Annotated in this window: 16 protein-coding genes and 1 tRNA gene; 10 read left to right on the top strand and 7 right to left on the bottom strand. The window is 62.6% G+C overall.

Annotation, left to right across the window (positions count from 1 at the left end):
• Positions 1 to 64: 64 nt before the first annotated feature.
• Positions 65 to 499, top strand: a complete 435-nt coding sequence (locus E7813_RS13365) for a hypothetical protein (protein WP_291574646.1) — start codon at positions 65 to 67, stop codon at positions 497 to 499.
• A 78-nt stretch (positions 500 to 577) separates the two neighbouring features.
• Here the strand turns inward: E7813_RS13365 and infC are convergent, their stop codons facing one another.
• Positions 578 to 1,117 carry a translation initiation factor IF-3 gene (gene infC / locus E7813_RS13370; protein ID WP_291574708.1) on the bottom strand — a complete coding sequence of 180 codons (540 nt, stop codon included), beginning with the start codon at positions 1,115 to 1,117 and terminating at the stop codon, positions 578 to 580.
• A 262-nt stretch (positions 1,118 to 1,379) separates the two neighbouring features.
• Between infC and E7813_RS13375 the strand changes: the two genes are divergently transcribed.
• Entirely contained in the window at positions 1,380 to 2,168 is a 789-nt protein-coding gene (locus tag E7813_RS13375) for an alpha/beta hydrolase (RefSeq protein WP_291574647.1), read from the top strand.
• Positions 2,169 to 2,175: 7 nt separating this feature from the next.
• Here the strand turns inward: E7813_RS13375 and E7813_RS13380 are convergent, their stop codons facing one another.
• The 3 genes from E7813_RS13380 to E7813_RS13390 all read right to left on the bottom strand — a co-directional run bounded on the left by E7813_RS13380 (position 2,176) and on the right by E7813_RS13390 (position 5,082).
• Complete coding sequence (locus E7813_RS13380) at positions 2,176 to 2,970, bottom strand: acyl-CoA thioesterase domain-containing protein (protein ID WP_291574648.1); 795 nt, start codon at positions 2,968 to 2,970, stop codon at positions 2,176 to 2,178.
• A gap of 80 nt (positions 2,971 to 3,050) precedes the next feature.
• The gene (gene queG, locus E7813_RS13385) at positions 3,051 to 4,217 is read right to left on the bottom strand and encodes a tRNA epoxyqueuosine(34) reductase QueG (RefSeq protein WP_291574649.1); all 1,167 of its coding nucleotides are present in this window, start codon (positions 4,215 to 4,217) and stop codon (positions 3,051 to 3,053) included.
• Between the two features lie 172 nt (positions 4,218 to 4,389).
• Complete coding sequence (locus E7813_RS13390) at positions 4,390 to 5,082, bottom strand: glutathione S-transferase family protein (RefSeq protein ID WP_291574651.1); 693 nt, start codon at positions 5,080 to 5,082, stop codon at positions 4,390 to 4,392.
• A gap of 221 nt (positions 5,083 to 5,303) precedes the next feature.
• Between E7813_RS13390 and E7813_RS13395 the strand changes: the two genes are divergently transcribed.
• Complete coding sequence (locus tag E7813_RS13395; RefSeq protein ID WP_291574652.1) at positions 5,304 to 6,110, top strand: undecaprenyl-diphosphate phosphatase; 807 nt, start codon at positions 5,304 to 5,306, stop codon at positions 6,108 to 6,110.
• Between the two features lie 136 nt (positions 6,111 to 6,246).
• On the opposite strand, the gene E7813_RS13400 is transcribed toward E7813_RS13395, so the two are convergent.
• On the bottom strand, positions 6,247 to 7,215 hold the full coding sequence (locus tag E7813_RS13400) for a complex I NDUFA9 subunit family protein (RefSeq protein ID WP_291574653.1): 969 nt from the start codon (positions 7,213 to 7,215) through the stop codon (positions 6,247 to 6,249).
• A gap of 147 nt (positions 7,216 to 7,362) precedes the next feature.
• On the opposite strand from E7813_RS13400, the gene E7813_RS13405 reads away from it, so the two are divergent.
• A tRNA-Leu gene (locus tag E7813_RS13405) sits at positions 7,363 to 7,449 on the top strand.
• A 93-nt stretch (positions 7,450 to 7,542) separates the two neighbouring features.
• Here the strand turns inward: E7813_RS13405 and E7813_RS13410 are convergent.
• Together E7813_RS13410 and E7813_RS13415 are read right to left on the bottom strand one after the other, a co-directional pair.
• Positions 7,543 to 9,177 carry a hypothetical protein gene (locus tag E7813_RS13410; RefSeq protein WP_291574654.1) on the bottom strand — a complete coding sequence of 545 codons (1,635 nt, stop codon included), beginning with the start codon at positions 9,175 to 9,177 and terminating at the stop codon, positions 7,543 to 7,545.
• 37 nt (positions 9,178 to 9,214) lie between these two features.
• Positions 9,215 to 10,660: a glycosyltransferase gene (locus E7813_RS13415; RefSeq protein WP_291574656.1), complete on the bottom strand. Its 1,446-nt coding sequence runs from the start codon at positions 10,658 to 10,660 to the stop codon at positions 9,215 to 9,217.
• 281 nt (positions 10,661 to 10,941) lie between these two features.
• On the opposite strand from E7813_RS13415, the gene E7813_RS13420 reads away from it, so the two are divergent.
• From E7813_RS13420 to raiA, 6 genes are all read left to right on the top strand, one after another.
• Positions 10,942 to 11,568, top strand: coding sequence for a ribonuclease D (locus E7813_RS13420; RefSeq protein WP_291574658.1), 627 nt, complete (start codon positions 10,942 to 10,944; stop codon positions 11,566 to 11,568).
• A gap of 132 nt (positions 11,569 to 11,700) precedes the next feature.
• Positions 11,701 to 12,411: an LPS export ABC transporter periplasmic protein LptC gene (lptC, locus tag E7813_RS13425; protein WP_291574660.1), complete on the top strand. Its 711-nt coding sequence runs from the start codon at positions 11,701 to 11,703 to the stop codon at positions 12,409 to 12,411.
• 62 nt (positions 12,412 to 12,473) lie between these two features.
• The gene (locus E7813_RS13430; RefSeq protein WP_291574710.1) at positions 12,474 to 13,112 is read left to right on the top strand and encodes an LptA/OstA family protein; all 639 of its coding nucleotides are present in this window, start codon (positions 12,474 to 12,476) and stop codon (positions 13,110 to 13,112) included.
• 212 nt (positions 13,113 to 13,324) lie between these two features.
• Positions 13,325 to 14,320, top strand: coding sequence for an LPS export ABC transporter ATP-binding protein (lptB, locus tag E7813_RS13435; protein WP_291574662.1), 996 nt, complete (start codon positions 13,325 to 13,327; stop codon positions 14,318 to 14,320).
• 116 nt (positions 14,321 to 14,436) lie between these two features.
• Complete coding sequence (gene rpoN / locus E7813_RS13440) at positions 14,437 to 16,098, top strand: RNA polymerase factor sigma-54 (protein ID WP_291574665.1); 1,662 nt, start codon at positions 14,437 to 14,439, stop codon at positions 16,096 to 16,098.
• A gap of 58 nt (positions 16,099 to 16,156) precedes the next feature.
• The gene (gene raiA, locus E7813_RS13445) at positions 16,157 to 16,765 is read left to right on the top strand and encodes a ribosome-associated translation inhibitor RaiA (protein WP_291574668.1); all 609 of its coding nucleotides are present in this window, start codon (positions 16,157 to 16,159) and stop codon (positions 16,763 to 16,765) included.
• Positions 16,766 to 16,835: the final 70 nt, after the last annotated feature.

Genomic DNA, 16,835 nt, shown 5'->3' on the forward strand with positions numbered 1-16,835 from the left:
GGAACTGTCTTATTCGACAGATAACCTGACACCGTCCGCATCACAGCCCTCAAACAGGAAGAAAATGACCATATCAGCTCGACCCATTAGCTTTTTTGCCGATTTCAAGGGCCAGCGCGCCCTGCGATGGATTTTTGTCGCGACCGTTCTGGCCGCGACCGCCGTTCCCGGTACCGCCGACGCGAGAAGGGCCAGAATCGGTGGCGGAGCGGGGGCCTATGACGGCACCTGGAACGTCATGTTCACCCCCCAGGCCGGCAATTGCCATGCCTCCAACACGGTGCCTTTCGCCGTGGCGGGCACGCGCGTTTCATCGGCCGGCGGTGGCAAGGTCACCGGCGGCGTGAGGCGCAACGGCAGCGTTGCGGTCAAGATTACCGTGGGTGCCTCGTGGGCGAGTGGCAGCGGCCGGCTCGCCGGCAATGCCGGGGCAGGCCAATGGAGCGGGGTGATTTCCGGCGATCGCTGCAGCGGGGTCTGGCAGGCCACGCGGACCTAGTTTTTCACGGAGTCGTCCCGGCATCAGTGTCGTCCCCGCCTGCGCGGGGATGACTTAGCGGGGAATGACGCCGAAAGATCAGCGCGGCGCCAGAACCATCACGACCTGGCGGCCTTCGAAACGCGCGTCCTGCTCGACCTTGGCGATCTCGGCGACGTCGCTCTTGACCTTGTCCAATAGCTTGGTGCCAATTTCCTGGTGCGCCATTTCGCGGCCGCGATAGCGCAAGGTGACCTTGACCTTGTCGCCTTCCTCGAAAAACCGCTGCATCGCGCGCATCTTCACGTCGTAATCGTGATCGTCGATCATCGGCCGGAGCTTGATCTCCTTGATCTCGACCACCTTCTGTTTCTTGCGGGCTTCTGCGGCTTTTTTCTGCGCCGAATATTTGAACTTCCCGTAATCCATGATCTTGCAAACGGGAGGATTGGTATTGGGCGAAATCTCCACAAGGTCCATGCCGGCTTCCATCGCCATCTTGATGGCGGCGATCGTCTCGACATTGCCGTGGTTGAGGCCTGTCTGATCGATCAGCTGGATTTCGTGGTTGCGGATTTCATCGTTGGTGCGCGGCCCGTCTTTGGTGGCGGCGGGCGGGGCTCTGTTGGGACGGCGAATGGGTAGTTCTCCAAGGTTGTGAACGAAGGCGATAGTTTGAAGGAATAAGGCGCTGCGGGCAAGCAAACTCGCGCGCCCGTCCGTGAAAACCCTCAAATGCGAGACATTTTGGTCACGCTGGCTAACGCCGGCGGGACGATATCGTTCAGACCAGCCCAGATAGATGGCGCGGCTACATTCCGCAATGCCCAATACCGGTATCGGCCCCGCGTTGACGGATCGAGCGTGCTCGCTCAAACAGCAGCGAACCAGAGTACCCGTGATGACCAATTCCGCCCCGCCCGACCAGGAACCGGCCTTCATCGAGGTCGGCCAGCACGAAAGCCAGCGCCGGATCGCGGTGCGGGCCCGCGCCGGTGCATCGCCCGGGCTGCTGTGGCTCGGCGGCTTCAACTCGGACATGCGGGGCACCAAGGCCGTCGCGCTGGATTCGTGGGCGGCCGAGCATGGCCGCGCCTGCGTGCGGTTCGATTACTCCGGCCATGGCGAATCCGGCGGCGCGTTCGTCGACGGCACCATCGGGCGCTGGCTGGAAGAGAGCGTCGCGGTGTTCGAGCGGTTCTGCGCCGGCCCGCAAGTTCTGGTCGGCTCGTCGATGGGCGGCTGGATGGCGCTGTTGCTGGCGCGAGAAATCGGCAAGCGCCCGGCGAGCCGCGGGTCGCTGGCCGGATTGGTGCTGATCGCGCCGGCGCCGGATTTCACCGAAGAATTGATGTGGAAGGGTTTTTCTCCCGAGGCGCGGCACGACATCGAAACCAAGGGGGTGTGGCTGCGGCCGTCCGACTATGGCGAGCCCTATCCAATTACCCGGGCGCTGATCGAGGAGGGCCGCAACCATCTGTTGCTTGGCAGCACCATCGAGGTTGGCTGCCCCGTTCGCATCCTGCAGGGAGCGCAGGACCCCGACGTGCCGTGGCGGCATGCGTTCGCGCTGGCGCATCGGCTGCCGGTCGACGACGTGGTGCTGACCATGATCCAGGACGGCGACCACCGCCTGTCGCGCCCGCAGGACATCGCGCGCATCCTCGCGGCGGTGGTGGAGATCGGGTGACGGGCGGTTACGGCGGCGGCGTTTTTGCCATCGGCTTGCGCTGCGCCAGCGCTGCGACCGTGGATGTGCCGATCGGTCCGCGCTGGTCGTAGAGATAACATTCGCCGATCGCGATGCCGTCGGTGGCGTGATGGTTCACCACGTCGAAGCCGATCCATTCCTGCTCCGGCAGGCGATGCAAATACAGCGTGACGTCGCTGTTGATATAGCCGAGGCCATGGTCGCCGGCATTGGCGAACGGGCTGGCGAAATCGGCCGCCACCGCGACCCGCACGAACGGCGTCAGGGCTGCACCCTCGACGAGGTCGCGCACCTCGCTCATCCACAGCCGCCGCGGGCCGACGGTGCCCATCGCGCCGACGATCGGGCGGGTGGTCCATTTGCCGTTCATGCCGAGCCGCGGATCGGTGGGCGCGGGAATCTCCGCGGGCGCGGGCACCTCCCAGTTCGGCGGCGACCACACCCGGCCTTCCGGATTTTCGGTCTTCCGCAGCAACTGGCAGGACGCGCGCGCCATGCTGACGCCGCCGCTGATGAATTCGGCTTCCACCACCTTGATCCGCAGGCCGTCGCGAATGACGCGCGATTTGACTTCGATCGGCGCAAAGCCGGGCAGGCGGAACATGTCGACGGTCAGGCGCGCCGGCACCAGGCCTTCGCCGCCGTGGCGCGCTTCGATGACGAAGGCGAGCAGCCCGATGATGACCCGGCCGTGCAGCGATTTCGGATCCCACGGTCCGCTGGCGGCCTGGGTTGGAATGAAGGCGTCGCGGTCCCGGGTGAAGAAAGGCTGATTTGTCATGGCCGGGGACCATGACGGAATTTGCATGCACTGTCATCGTCCGCGAAAGCGGACGATCCAGTACGCTGTGACATATCGATCTATTCGAGATGCCCTGGAATACTGGATGCCCCGCCTTCGCGGGGCATGACGGCTGAGAGCCGCCACTCCGCACGCACCGTCTCGTCCGTTTCGGAATTCATCGCATCCGCGGCGCGCGCGACAAACGCCTCCTGCTCCGTCAGTTGCGACAGCGCCCACACCGCAGCACCCCGAACCAGCGGACTTGCGTCATCCAGCAAGCGCTCGGCCGCGGCGGCAAGCGCGCGATCTAGAGAGTTGCCGATGGCGATCAGCACATTGCGGATGAATCTGTCGCGGCCGATGCGCTTGACCGGCGATTTTGAAAACAGCGCACGAAACGCCGCATCGTCAAGCCGCGCAAGGTCGGCCAGATCTGGAGCGCGCAACGCATCGCGCGGGGCGAGCCTGGCTTCGCGCCCCGCCTGCGCGAACCTGTTCCAGGGGCAGACGGCAAGACAATCGTCGCAGCCATAGATGCGGTTGCCGATGGCCTTGCGAAATTCGTGCGGGATCGGACCCTTGCTCTCGATGGTGAGATAGGAAATGCAGCGCCGCGGATCGAGTTGGTAGGGTGCCGGAAACGCCGCGGTCGGGCAGATGTCGAGGCAGGCCCGGCAGGAACCGCAATGATCGGTGTCGGCGGCATCGCGCGGCAGATCCAGCGTGGTGAAGATCGCGCCGAGAAACAGCCATGAGCCGTAGTCGCGCGAGACGAGGTTGGTGTGCTTGCCTTGCCAGCCCAGTCCCGCCGCCTGCGCCAGCGGCTTCTCCATCACGGCTGCGGTATCGACGAACACCTTGACCTCGGCGCCCGAGGCCGCGACCAGCCATCGCGCCAGCGCCTTCAGCCGTTTCTTGATCAGGTCGTGATAATCGTCGCCCTGCGCATAGACCGAGATCGCGCCGCGGGTGCGCTGCTCCAGGATCGCCAGCGGGTTGTCGTCGGGCCCGTAATTGACGCCGAGCATGATCACCGAACGCACGCCCGGCCACAGCACCCGCGGATCGGTGCGGCGTTCCGGGCTCGCGGCAAGCCAGTCCATGTCGCCGTGTCCGCCGGTGTCGAGAAAGGCGCGGAAATGCTTCGCTGCGTCCGTGATCGCGTCCGGATCGGTGATCCCGGCGCAATCGAAACCCAGCGAACGGGCCTCGCCGGCGAGCGCTTCTTTGAGAGTCGACGTCATGATGCCGAAGCGGCCTCACCTCTCCCATAGGGAGAGGTCGGATCGCAAGGCGATCCGGGTGAGGGGTTACGCTCTATCGATAGACCGTAACCCCTCACCCCAACCCTCTCCCTGAGGGAGAGGGGGCTCACCGTCGTCGGTGCCGCAGCCGCGTTGAACCCGCAGAGATGAATCAGAAGTCGAGGTCCACGTAGGTCCGCGACGCCGGCACGCCCGCCAGCCAATCGCTCAGCAGCGGACGGAACGACGGGCGGGATTTCACCCGCGCGTACCACGCCTTTGCCGCGTCGTCCTCGATCCATGGCACGTCGCCCAGGTAATCGATCGCCGAAAGGTGCGCCGCGGCGGCGAGGTCCGCGTAAGTGAGCTGCTCGCCGGCCAGGAAGTTCCGGGTCTGCGCCAGCCAGCCGATATAGGCCAGATGATAGCGCACATTTGCCTTGGCCGCGCGGATCACGTCCATCGCCGGCGCGCCGCCGCCGTCCTCTTCGTTCATGAAGCGCTTGTAGATGCGCTCGGTGACCAGCGGATGCGAGGCCTCCTCGAAAAACTTGTCGTTGAACCATGCCATCAGCCGGCGCACTTCGATGCGCTCACCCATTGCCGTCGGCAACAGCCGGCGCTCTTCGAGCTCCGCGCCGTGGCTCTCATCGAGATATTCGGCGATGATTCCGGCGCCGGGAATCGCGGGCCGGCCTTCGGCGATCAATACCGGCGTGGTGCCTGCCGGGTTGAGCGCCAGAAATGCCTCGCGCCGCTCCCAGACCCGCTCGTCCACCAGCCGCAGATCGAGGCCGTGTTCGCCGAGCGCCAGGCGGACGAAGCGCGAATGGGGACAAAACGGATGATGAAACAGCGTAAACATGAAGCCCTTGATAGCTTTACGACCTTAAGAAAACCTCTCACTCCATGGCGGCGACCGCCGCCGCAGCGGGCCAAACTACCGAAGCGCGCGAACGAGGCAACCTGTGTTTTGGCGTTTTTTGCGATTGCGGCAGGGATGCGAATAAGCGAGAAGAATCCGGCTTTTTCGGCTCGTTTCGGCCGCAACGGATCACGAACTTCAAAAAAACGGGGCACTCGATCATGATGTCTGATGCAGTGCGGGCGGTGATTCTCGGGATCATCGAGGGCGTCACGGAATTCCTGCCGGTGTCCTCGACCGGCCATCTGTTGCTGGCGGAACGGTTCTTCAATCTCGGCGAGGGCAGTTTCTGGAACAGTTTCACCGTGCTGATTCAGCTAGGTGCGATTCTCGCGATTGTCGTGATTTATTTCGCGAAACTGTGGCGGATTGCGCTCGGCATGTTCTCCAATCCCGACGACCGGCGCTTCGTCATCGGCGTGCTGGTGGCGTTCCTGCCCGCGGTGGTGATCGGTCTGATTGTTGGGAAATACATCAAGGAAGTCCTGTTCAATCCCTGGGTGGTGTGCTTTTCGCTGATCGTCGGCGGCGCCATCCTGCTGTGGGTCGACCAGCTCGATCACAATCCGCACGAACATGACGCAACCCGGTTTCCGCTGCTGACCTATCTCTGGATCGGCGTCGCGCAGTGCCTCGCGATGATTCCCGGGGTGTCGCGTTCCGGCGCCAGCATTGTCGCGGCGATGCTGCTCGGCGCCGACAAGCGCGCGGCGGCGGAATTCTCGTTCTTCCTGGCGATCCCGACCATGATCGGCGCGTTCGCCTACGACTTTTACAAGAACCGTGCCGAGATGACGACGGATCATATGGGGATCGTCGCGATCGGATTCGTGGTGTCGTTCATCACCGCGATTGTCGTAGTGAAATCGTTCCTGAGTTACGTCACCCGCCACGGCTTCACGTTGTTTGCATGGTGGCGCGTCATCGTCGGCACGCTGGGGCTGATCGCGCTGGCGATGGGGAAGTAGATACCACCACGTCGTCCCGGCCTCCGAGCCGGGACCCATAGCCACCGAATTCAGTTGTTACGGAAGGTCGCGGACATCGCTGCCAAAACGAGATGGCACGGCGTATGGGTCCCGGCGTTCACCGGGACGACGAGTCTCACGCGTTCTTTTTCTGAAACTGCCCGGCGGCGCGGAAGCGCCAGAGATATTGTGGCGCGATCCCTTCCAGCGAATCGGCGGCGATCCCCAGTCCTTCCAGCGTCAGGCCTGCGGCCTTCGCCGCGTCCGACACCACATTGTCGGAACGCAGCAGCGTCACCTGGTCCGGCGTCAGCTTCAGCGGTCCAGGCGCGAATTGCAGGAAGACCGATTGCAGCCGGGCGAGACCGAACGGCAGCGGGACCAACAGCCGTTGACGTTCGATGATCGCCAGAATGATCTCCATGATCTCGCGCATCGTCAGCACTTCCGGACCGCCAAGTTCGTAGGTCGCGCCGGCCCTGGTCTTGCCGTCAACGGCGTCGGCAACGGCGGTCGCGACATCGCCGACATAGATCGGCTGCAGTTTTGTCAGGCCGCCGCCGATCAGCGGCAGTATCGGCGATATCCGCGCCAGCGCGGCGAAGCGGTTGGTGAATTGGTCTTCAGGCCCGAACACCACCGAAGGCCGCAGGATCGTGGCCGTCGGCGCGGCGGCCAGCACGGCCTTTTCACCGGCGGCCTTGGCGCGAGCGTAGCGCGATGGCGCATTCGGGTCGGCGCCGATGGCGGAGACATGCACCATCCGCGCGCCGGCGGCGCTGGCGGCCTTTGCCACTGTGCCGGCGCCTGTGCCCTGCACCGCGTCGAAGGTCTGCGCGCCGCCCTCGGCCAGAATGCCGACCAGGTTGACGGCGACATGGGAGTCGCGCATCGCCGATGCCACCGAGTCCGGATAGCGCAGATTGGCCTGTACGGCGTTGACTTGGCCGACCTTGCCGAGCGGCTGCAAGTGCCCCGCCAGTTCCGGCCGCCGCACCGCGACCCGGATACGGTAGTCGCGTTTGCAGAGCGCGCGGACCACGCTTCGTCCCAGGAAGCCCGATCCGCCGAAAACCGTGACCAGTGTGTCCAGATTCGATGCCATGGGGTCCATTCCTGCCGGTCAAATGCGAGAGATCGTGGGGTATTTGGCGGTTTCGCGATACGCCAACACGTCAACTCTGTACAGCGTATTTGGGCGGCATTTCGTCAATTTGACAAGCGCGCGACCGATCCGTACTAACCGGCCCGGGCCCAGGTGGCGGAATTGGTAGACGCGCTGGCTTCAGGTGCCAGTGGCTTCACGGCCGTGAAGGTTCGAGTCCTTTCCTGGGCACCACTTACCCGTTCGCAGTGGTTCGCCATCATCGCGCGCCTGTTGCATGGGACTCCGGGATCGCAAGTTTTATCGCAGGCGGTTTACTCGCTGGTTTCAACCGGCGCCCCGCTGCATTTTGCAAATGAACGACAGACGCAACAGCTTTGGCGACAGCAATTCCCGCCGCGTGACGTACCGGACTTCGTCGCAATGTTCCGGAGGCTGCCTGTTGGTCCGCGTTGTACTGACAAAAAAATAGGTCGTGCCGGGCGGCACCGCCTCTGTTTCCGTGGCAAACCGTTCGGGAGCGAAAATCCTGACCAGGTGGCCAGCGTTGGCATCCGTGGGACTGACGATCCAGTCCGTCGGGCCCTGCAGGCCACGAGCATGGGCTGCCGCCTCGCGCAATGAATAACCCCAATAATCGGTCTCGAAGTTTTTCTCACTTGCGAAGAACCGCGCTGGTTCGTTGAACCAGACATACTGGTAAGGCTGGATCTTTGCCGAATCGGCGACCAGAAACAGGAAATAGCAGGCAAGCCACCACTGTTGTCGCCGCCAAAAGATGGCGGGTCTGCTGATGAAGATCGCCGCTACAGCCAGCGGCACCAGGAACAGGGTGTGACGAACGCCGTCGTAGAGCGTGGAGTTGCGGATCGCGATCGCCAGGATCGGCCAGGCCAGCGCCACCATCACGAGATGTTGGCCTGACCGACAATCACGAAACGACCGGCAATAAAGATAGACCGAACCGATCAGGCCGATCCAAAGCAGAAGCGGCAGCTTGACCCCGTACCAAACCCCCAGATACTTGAGGACCGAATAGCCTTGGCCGTCCGCAAAATCGCGGCCGACACACTCTCCCGCAGCCAGCGTGCAGCTACCCCATGCATGCTGCGACATGTAGGTGAGGCTGGTGATCGCGAACTGAACCGGCTCCAGCCACGCCGGCGGCGTGGCAAGATAGAGAAGAAGCAGACAAATCGCGGCTTGTCCCGCCAGGATTGCGAACCGACGGGCCGAGGGCTGGCGCAGCGCGGCGATCAAAACAGCGAGACAGGCCGGCAGCGCGAGCGGGATCGCCGCAAGCTTCTGGATCCCGATGAAAAAAACCGCCAGGAAAAACCAGAAGGATGTTCGCGACCGTCCATCCCCGGAGTAGGCGGTGGCGTAATAGGTTGCAGCGATGACGCCGGTGGCGACGGGTATGTCCTTGTAATCGAAAAATCCGTAGCCGGTCCAAAATGGCGTCAGCAGAAGCGCGGCCCCGGCCAACGAGCCGGCGTCTCGATCGCCCGTCACCAGGGATACCAGCCGTCGCGTGTAGGCCGCGGCTGCGATCGCGCACAGAAACGTCAGGATATGCAGGAGAACCGAGTAGCTGTGCTCGTAGCTATGAACCGCTTCTTTCAGCCATACGATATCGATCAGGTACGATAGCGCGTAGGGAAGAAAAACCGAGCCTATCCCGTAGAAGGCGGAGTCTCCGGGAATGGAGTGAAAGGTCTGAGCGGCCGCGCCCGACAAGACGCCCTTGGCGAAGAACAGCTGTTCTCCGAACTTCCTGAATTCTTCCACCTCATCCCAAATCGGCCCGGCGCTCAGGAGGGAGTGGACGAAGAAGGCCACCGCTACCAGCATGGCGACCCGATACCACACAGTTGGAGTTGCCAGCACCCGCCGCAGCGAAACCCGGTCTTGAGAAATTAAATGCAGCTCGGAAGCTGACCGGTTGATCCTCCCATCCATGCGCTACCGGTCTCCCTCATCCTGCGCGCTCACGCGGTCAGATTGCCTTCAATTTTCGATAGGCGAACCATACCATCTTCAGCAATAGCCAGCCGTCGCGAAAGCGCGAGATCTGGGTCGCGCCGAAGGTCCGGGCCCGATAATGGATCGGCGTCTCGACGATCTTGAGATTTTGCTTCGCCGCGCCGAAAATCAGGTCGAAGTCGCCGAACGGATCGAAATCCCCGAAATACTCACGCTCCCGCGCCAACACCTCGTAGTCCTTCCGCAGCAGGACCTTGGTGCCACACAGCGTGTCAGTCAGGCGCGTGTTGACCAGATAGCTGAACAGATAGGCGAAGCAGCGGTTGACGATGAGGTTGAGCGGGCGCATCGCCCCGCTTTCCATCGGATAGACAAGCCGGGTGCCGTTGACGAATTCCGCTTTGCCGGTCTCGATCACCGCGTGAAATTTCGGCAGCGCCTCCGGCGGCATCGTCAGGTCTGCGTCCAGAACGAGCAGCACGTCATGCTTCGCCGCGCCGAAACCCTTGCGGACGGCGTCGCCCTTGCCCTGGCCATCCTGCTTCAGGACCTTGATGTCCCAGCTACCCCGGTAGGCTTCCCGGACCCGCTCGCATTCATCGAACGTACCGTCGCTGGAATTACCCTCGACGAACAAAATCTCCTGCGCCGAGCCGAAGCGCGGCATCCGGCGAATCGCGTTTTCGATATTGCCGCGTTCGTTCCGGCACGGGATTAGAATGCTTGCGGAAAACTTCCGGTCCGGAAATAGCTGGACCGGCCGGCCGACCAGGTAGGTGCGAAGACAAAACCGCCTGATTCCCGGCAATGGCGCGATGAAGCGGTTGATGAAAGGGCCCAGTCCGAACCAGCGCCGCGGCAGCAATTGCCGTTGTTCCCGCGCGATCACCTCGAAATCGGCAAGGTCCATCAGGTTGAGGAAGTCGGCCGTGGCGATGTAATTGATCTTTGGTTGCCTGCTGCGCAGCCGCAGCGCTTCCGCAATTTTCAATATCGGTTCCCAGAGATGTGAATAATAGGAGATAATCATCCGCGTCGATGGCGCACACAGACGGTGGACATTCCGCAGCGTTCCGTCGATGTCCTCGAACATACCGATGGTGTCGGCGATCACGATGTAGTCGAACGGTCCCTCGATTGTGGCAAGCGTGTCCGGTTCTTCGACGTCGCCCAGGACAAAGGAAAGCTCGGGATGCCGCGCTTTGGCACGCGCGATGGTGTCGGCGCCGAAGTCGACGCCGACGCCGTAAGACGGCCTCAGGGCGGCGAGCAGGTCTCCGCGACCGCAGCCAAGCTCGAGTACGCGCTTTCCCGGCGGTATGAGGAACCGCATAAACTTGCGGTCGTCTTCGTGATAGGCAGTGTTGAACTCGCGCCAGCGGTCAAGTTCGTCGACATTGGCTTCGTAGTAATCGAGCAGGTCTCGCTTGCGCTGGCTGCGAAGTTGTAACGAGGCCATAACATCCCTTAAATATATCCCTTAAAATACTGTAGGCGCCTTCGCGCAAAACATAGCACGGCAATGCGGCGGCATTTAACCGGCTTTGGGGCCCTCCGGTCCTCTTGCAAAATTAGATTTTGATATCAATTGCTTGGGAGGCACCTGAGGCGGCTTTTCGGGCACCGCTCTTCTTGGGTGTCCCTGTCAGCCTTCGAGACAACCGGCCACTCGCCTCCTTCGGATTTGGGCGGTAGATTGTCCGAAAGCCGATTCGACGAGGCTCGAAAGAACGAAACACCATGACCGTACGCCTGTATCGCGGCGACCTGCCGGACCTGTCGCGCTTTACCGACTCGGTGGCGATCGATACCGAGACGATGGGGCTGCATCCGCATCGCGACCGGCTCTGCGTGGTGCAGTTGTCGAATGGCGATGGCAGCGCCGATGTGGTGCAGATACCCAAGGATCACGGCAAGGCTCATGGCGATGCGCCGAACCTGAAGGCGCTGCTGGCCAATCCCAAAATCACCAAGATCTTCCATTTCGCGCGGTTCGATCTCGCCGCACTCTACAATGCCTTTGGCGTGATGCCGGGTCCGGTGTACTGTACCAAGATCGCTTCGCGGCTGACCCGCACCTATACCGATCGCCACGGCCTCAAGGATCTGGTGCGCGAGGTGCTCAACATCGATCTGTCGAAGCAGCAGCAATCGAGCGACTGGGGTTCCCAAACCCTGAGCGAGGCGCAACTGGTTTACGCGGCCTCCGACGTGTTGCATCTGCGTGCCCTTCGCGAACGCCTCGACGCCATGCTGGCCCGCGAGGGCCGCAACGAGTTGGCGCAGGCCTGTTTCGAGTTTTTGCCGACCCGGGCAAGGCTCGATCTGCAGGGCTGGAACACCGAGGACATTTTCGCCCATTCCTGACACGGCCGGGATTTCCGCCGCGTTTCGGTCACACTCGTAACACGAGGTCGCAAGCTGCATAATCCGGCGATCGCGGCTACAATGACCGGGTCTCGTTTGATTTGGAGCAGTCTCGCTTTGCCTGGAGCAGCGGTGAATTCGGTTCAGAACCCAGCCTATCTTGCCGCACTGGAAGCGCGTTTTGCGGTTGCCGCGCGCCACAGCCGCAGGGTACGGGTGCTGCGCGTCGCGGTTCCGGTGATCGTGGTCGTGGCGATGGGCGCAATCGTCGCGGTGTCGATCTTCAATCCGTTCCGGATCTTGCTGCCCAAGCTTCCGCTAGACATGGGAAATGTCGTGGTTTCCGGCACCAAGATCACGATGGAATCGCCGCATATGTCCGGCTATACGACCGATCAGCGGCCCTACGAGATGTGGGCGAAAACCGCCACCCAGGACCTGACCGATTCGGATCATGTCGATCTCAGGACGCTGCGGGCCAAGCTCCTGATGCAAGACCGCACCACCGTCACAATGGATGCCCGCAACGGGTTGTTCGACAACAAGAAGCAATTGCTGGACCTGCACAAGGATATCTTCCTGCAGTCCTCCACGGGCTATGAAGCGCGCTTGAGTCAGGCGCTGGTCGATATGGGCAAGGGCACGGTGACGTCGGAAGAACATGTCGATGTCAAATTGCTGAACGGAACGCTTACCTCCGACAGGCTCCGGATTACCGGCGGCGGCGAACTGGTGGTCTTCGACGGCAACGTCGTGATGGATTTGCAGCATCTGTCGCAGGGTGCATCGGGTTCGCCCGCCAACACGCCGCCGGCATCCGGCAAACCGGCCAACCCGAAATGACTTTCATGATGATGGTTTTTCCGCGCAGGACTTTCCGTCGGCGCATCCTGCGTGGCGCCCGGATGATGCTCGCCGCATCGGCGCTGATCGCTGCCAGCGAAGCCGCTGCGCAGCACACCGTGCAGGGTATTCCCAACGCGATGCAGGGTTTTTCGCAAAATCGCGACCAGCCGATACACATCGAGGCCGCCTCGCTTGAGGTGCGCGACAAGAAAAAGGAAGCGACCTTTGTCGGCAATGTGAAGGTCGTGCAGGGCGACACCACCATGACTTCCAAGATACTGGTCGTGTTCTACGAGCAGAACACCGCGCCCGCCGGCAATGGCACGTCCGCGACACCGCCGCCGATCCAGTCCGCGACGCCGGGCCCCGGCGGCAGCTCATCGATCCGCAAGCTCGAGGCCAAGGGCAATGTGGTCGTGACCAAGGTAGATCAGGTCGTGACCGGCGATACCGCGGTGTTCGACACCAAGGCCAATCTGATCACCATGCTCGGCAACCCGGTCGTACTGACCCAGTGCAAAAGCGTGCTGCGCGGCGACCGCCTGCTGGTGGACATGACGACCGGTGTTTCGCGGGTGGAATCCGACAGCGGCAAGGTCCAGGGTCTTTTCATCCAGTCGGGTCCGGGATGCACCCCGGTCACGCCCGGCGCGGGAGCCCCTGCGCCGACATCGGGTGCCCCAAATAAACCAAAATAATATCAATCACTTGTCGGCTACCAGCAGGTGGCGAGGTTGAAGCCCGTCGCCTGAGCCTGTATCTACCTCGGCACCCGGCAAATGCCATCTGTGGCCCAAATCGGGGGTGTTTCGCTGGGCAAGGGACATCCATTCATTCATGTTGCGGAAGCGAATCGAATCGCCGCGGCGGCGGGTCGAGGGATCACCGTGAAAGGCTGAGCGAAGCGGGGATGGTGGACCTACTCGGCATGTTCCGTCGACGCACGGCCAAGCGCGGTCCGCAAGGATTCGCGCGTTCTCGTGCGGATATCACCGCGCTTGGGGATTCTATGGGCAATATGCTGACCAGTCCGGTGCGCGATGCGCCTCCGTTGGCCCGCGAGGCGCCGGAGTTGAGACTGGATACGCCGCGGGCCGAACGGCCGCCATCTGCGGAAAAACCCCGCCCGCGCGCCAGAACCAATGGCGCCGCGGCGCCGGTGGCCTCGCGGCTGGCGCAGCGCGCCGGCTATCTGGCTGTGCACAACGTGGAAAAGAGTTTCGGCACGCGCCGGGTCGTGCGCGGCGTCAGCATCTACGTTCGTCGCGGCGAAGCGGTGGGTCTGCTGGGCCCGAACGGCGCCGGCAAGACCACGGTGTTTTACATGATCACCGGCCTCATTCCGGCCGACAAGGGCGCCATCGAACTGGACGGCCACGACGTCACCAAGCTGCCGATGTATCAGCGCGCACGGCTCGGAATCGGCTACCTGCCGCAGGAAGCCTCGATTTTTCGCGGTCTCACCGTGGAGCAGAATATTCGTGCGGTGCTGGAAGTCGTCGAACCGTCCAGGAAAAAGCGCGAGGCCGAACTCAGCTCCCTGCTTGAGGAATTCAATATCACGCGCTTGCGCAAAACACCGTCGATTGCGCTGTCCGGCGGCGAACGGCGGCGCGTCGAAATCGCGCGCGCGCTGGCCACCCGCCCCAATTACATGCTGCTCGATGAACCGTTCGCCGGCATCGATCCGATCGCGGTCGGCGACATTCAGGATCTGGTCCGCCATCTCACCAATCGCGGCATCGGCGTGCTGATCACTGACCACAATGTGCGGGAAACGCTCGGCCTGACCGACCGCGCCTATATCGTCTATGCCGGGGAGATCCTGACCGAGGGCAATCCGGACGAGATCGTCAACAATCCGGATGTGCGCCGTCTTTACCTTGGCGAGGAATTCCGGCTTTAACCTTGGCTCGGAATTCCGCCTCTAGTCCTTTTTTCCGTTTCGTCAAGCCGTGTACATCGGCTTTGGACTAGTTTAAGCAAGAATCGGACCAACTTTACGGATCGGTTCTTGTTTCGATGGCTCTGACGCAGAGATTAGAGTTCCGCCAGTCGCAGTCGCTGGTGATGACGCCGCAGTTGATGCAGGCGATCAAGCTGCTGCAACTGTCGAATCTCGACCTTTCGGCCTTCGTCGAGGAGGAACTGGAGCGCAATCCGCTGCTCGAGCGCGCCAGCGACGGCACCGAGCCCCCGGTTGCCGGTGAACCCGTGCCGGAGCGGGCCGAATTTTCCGATTCCGACGATTCGGGCGCCGTCTATGGCCACGACGCTGCCGCCGGGCCTTCGGAACCGGCCAACAGTGCGGCGACCGAGGGCTTCGAGCCGGTCCAGGAAGAATGGATGAACAGCGATCTCGGCAGCCGCGCCGAGATCGAGCAGACCCTCGACACCGGCCTCGACAATGTGTTCTCCGAGGAGCCCGCCGAAGCCGCCGCGCGCACCGCGCAGGATGCCGCACCAACCGCCTATACCGAATGGGGCGGTGGCGCCTCCAACGACGACAGCTACAATCTCGAAGCCTTCGTCGCCGCCGAGATCACGCTCGGCAGTCATCTCGCCGAACAACTGGCGGTGGCGTTCACCGCGCCGGCGCAGCGCATGATCGGGCAATATTTGATCGATCTGGTCGACGAGGCCGGCTATTTGCCGCCGGATCTGGGGCAGGCCGCCGAGCGGCTCGGCGCCTCACCCAAGGAGGTCGATGCGGTTCTCGCGGTGCTGCAGAAATTCGATCCGCCGGGTGTCTGCGCGAGAAATTTGAGCGAGTGCCTCGCAATCCAGCTGCGCGAACTCAATCGCTATGACCCAGCGATGCAGGCGTTGGTCGAGCATCTGGATCTGCTGGCCAAGCGCGATATCGCAGCCTTGCGCAAACTTTGCGGCGTCGACGATGACGACATCACCGACATGATCGGCGAAATTCGCCGGCTCGATCCCAAACCCGGTCTGAAATTCGGCTCGGCCCGAATGCAGACCATGGTGCCGGATGTCTATGTGCGGCCGGGACCCGACGGCGGCTGGCACGTCGAACTCAACAGCGACACGCTGCCGCGCGTGCTGGTCAACCAGGTCTATTATACCGAGCTGTCGAAGACGATCCGCAAGGACGGCGACAAATCCTACTTCACCGAGTGCCTGCAGAACGCGACCTGGCTGGTGCGCGCGCTCGATCAGCGCGCCCGCACCATCCTCAAGGTCGCCACCGAGATCGTGCGCCAGCAGGACGGCTTCTTCACCCACGGTGTCGCGCATTTGCGGCCGCTCAACCTCAAGGCGGTGGCGGATGCGATCCAGATGCATGAATCGACGGTGTCGCGGGTGACCGCCAACAAATACATGGCGACCAATCGCGGCAGTTTTGAATTGAAATATTTTTTCACCGCCTCGATCGCGTCGGCCGACGGCGGCGAAGCCCATTCGGCGGAAGCGGTCCGTCACCACATCAAGCAGTTGATCGATGCCGAAGATCCCGCGGTGATCCTCTCGGACGACACCATCGTGGAACGATTGCGCGAATCGGGCATTGATATTGCCCGCCGCACCGTCGCGAAATACCGCGAGGCGATGCGCATTCCGTCCTCGGTGCAGCGCCGCCGTGACAAGCAAAGCATGCTCGGCACCGCGTTGTCGGCGCCCGCGGCGTCCTCCGACCGGTCGCGCGACACTGCGCCGGCTTGATTGCGGCGAGGCCAAGCGGAATAGTGCCAATACCGTTCCAGACCTGTCGAGGCATCGAATGACTCTTCGAATCTCGGGAAAAAGCATCAGCGTCGGCGACGCGCTGCGCGATCGCGTCAGCGAGCGCACCGATGAAGTCTTGCGCAAGTATTTCGACGGCAATTATTCCGGCCACATCACGCTGAGCAAGGATGGTTTCGGATTCCGCACCGACTGCGCGCTGCACCTGGATTCCGGGATTACGCTGGAGGCCGATTCCAACGCCGCCGACGCCTATCTCAGCGCCGATCAGGCGCTGGCCCTGATCGAGAAGCGGCTGCGGCGCTACAAGAGCCGGCTCAAGGATCGTTCGGCCCGCAAGACCCATGCCGCCGCCGCGGCGATTGCGGAAATGACCGCGCCGACGCTGGATGCGCCGAGTTATGTCATCGAGGCACCGGACGGCGAAGATGACGAGGCCGACGGCTACAATGCCGTGATCATCGCCGAGGCGACGACGTCGCTGAAACGGCTTTCGGTCAGCGAAGCGGTGATGGAACTGGACCTGACCGGGGCTGCCTGCATCGTGTTTCAGCATGGCGGCAGCGGGCGGGTGAACATCATTTACCGGCGGCCGGACGGCAATGTGGGCTGGGTCGATCCGCCGGCCATTAACCCCGGAAGTTAGCGCCAATCGGCATTGACGCCCTCCCGGACCCTCCCTATGGTCCGCCGCCTTCGGGGACCGGGTCGGAAGC

The sequence above is a fragment of the Bradyrhizobium sp. genome (assembly GCF_004799405.1).
Taxonomy (GTDB): domain Bacteria; phylum Pseudomonadota; class Alphaproteobacteria; order Rhizobiales; family Xanthobacteraceae; genus Bradyrhizobium.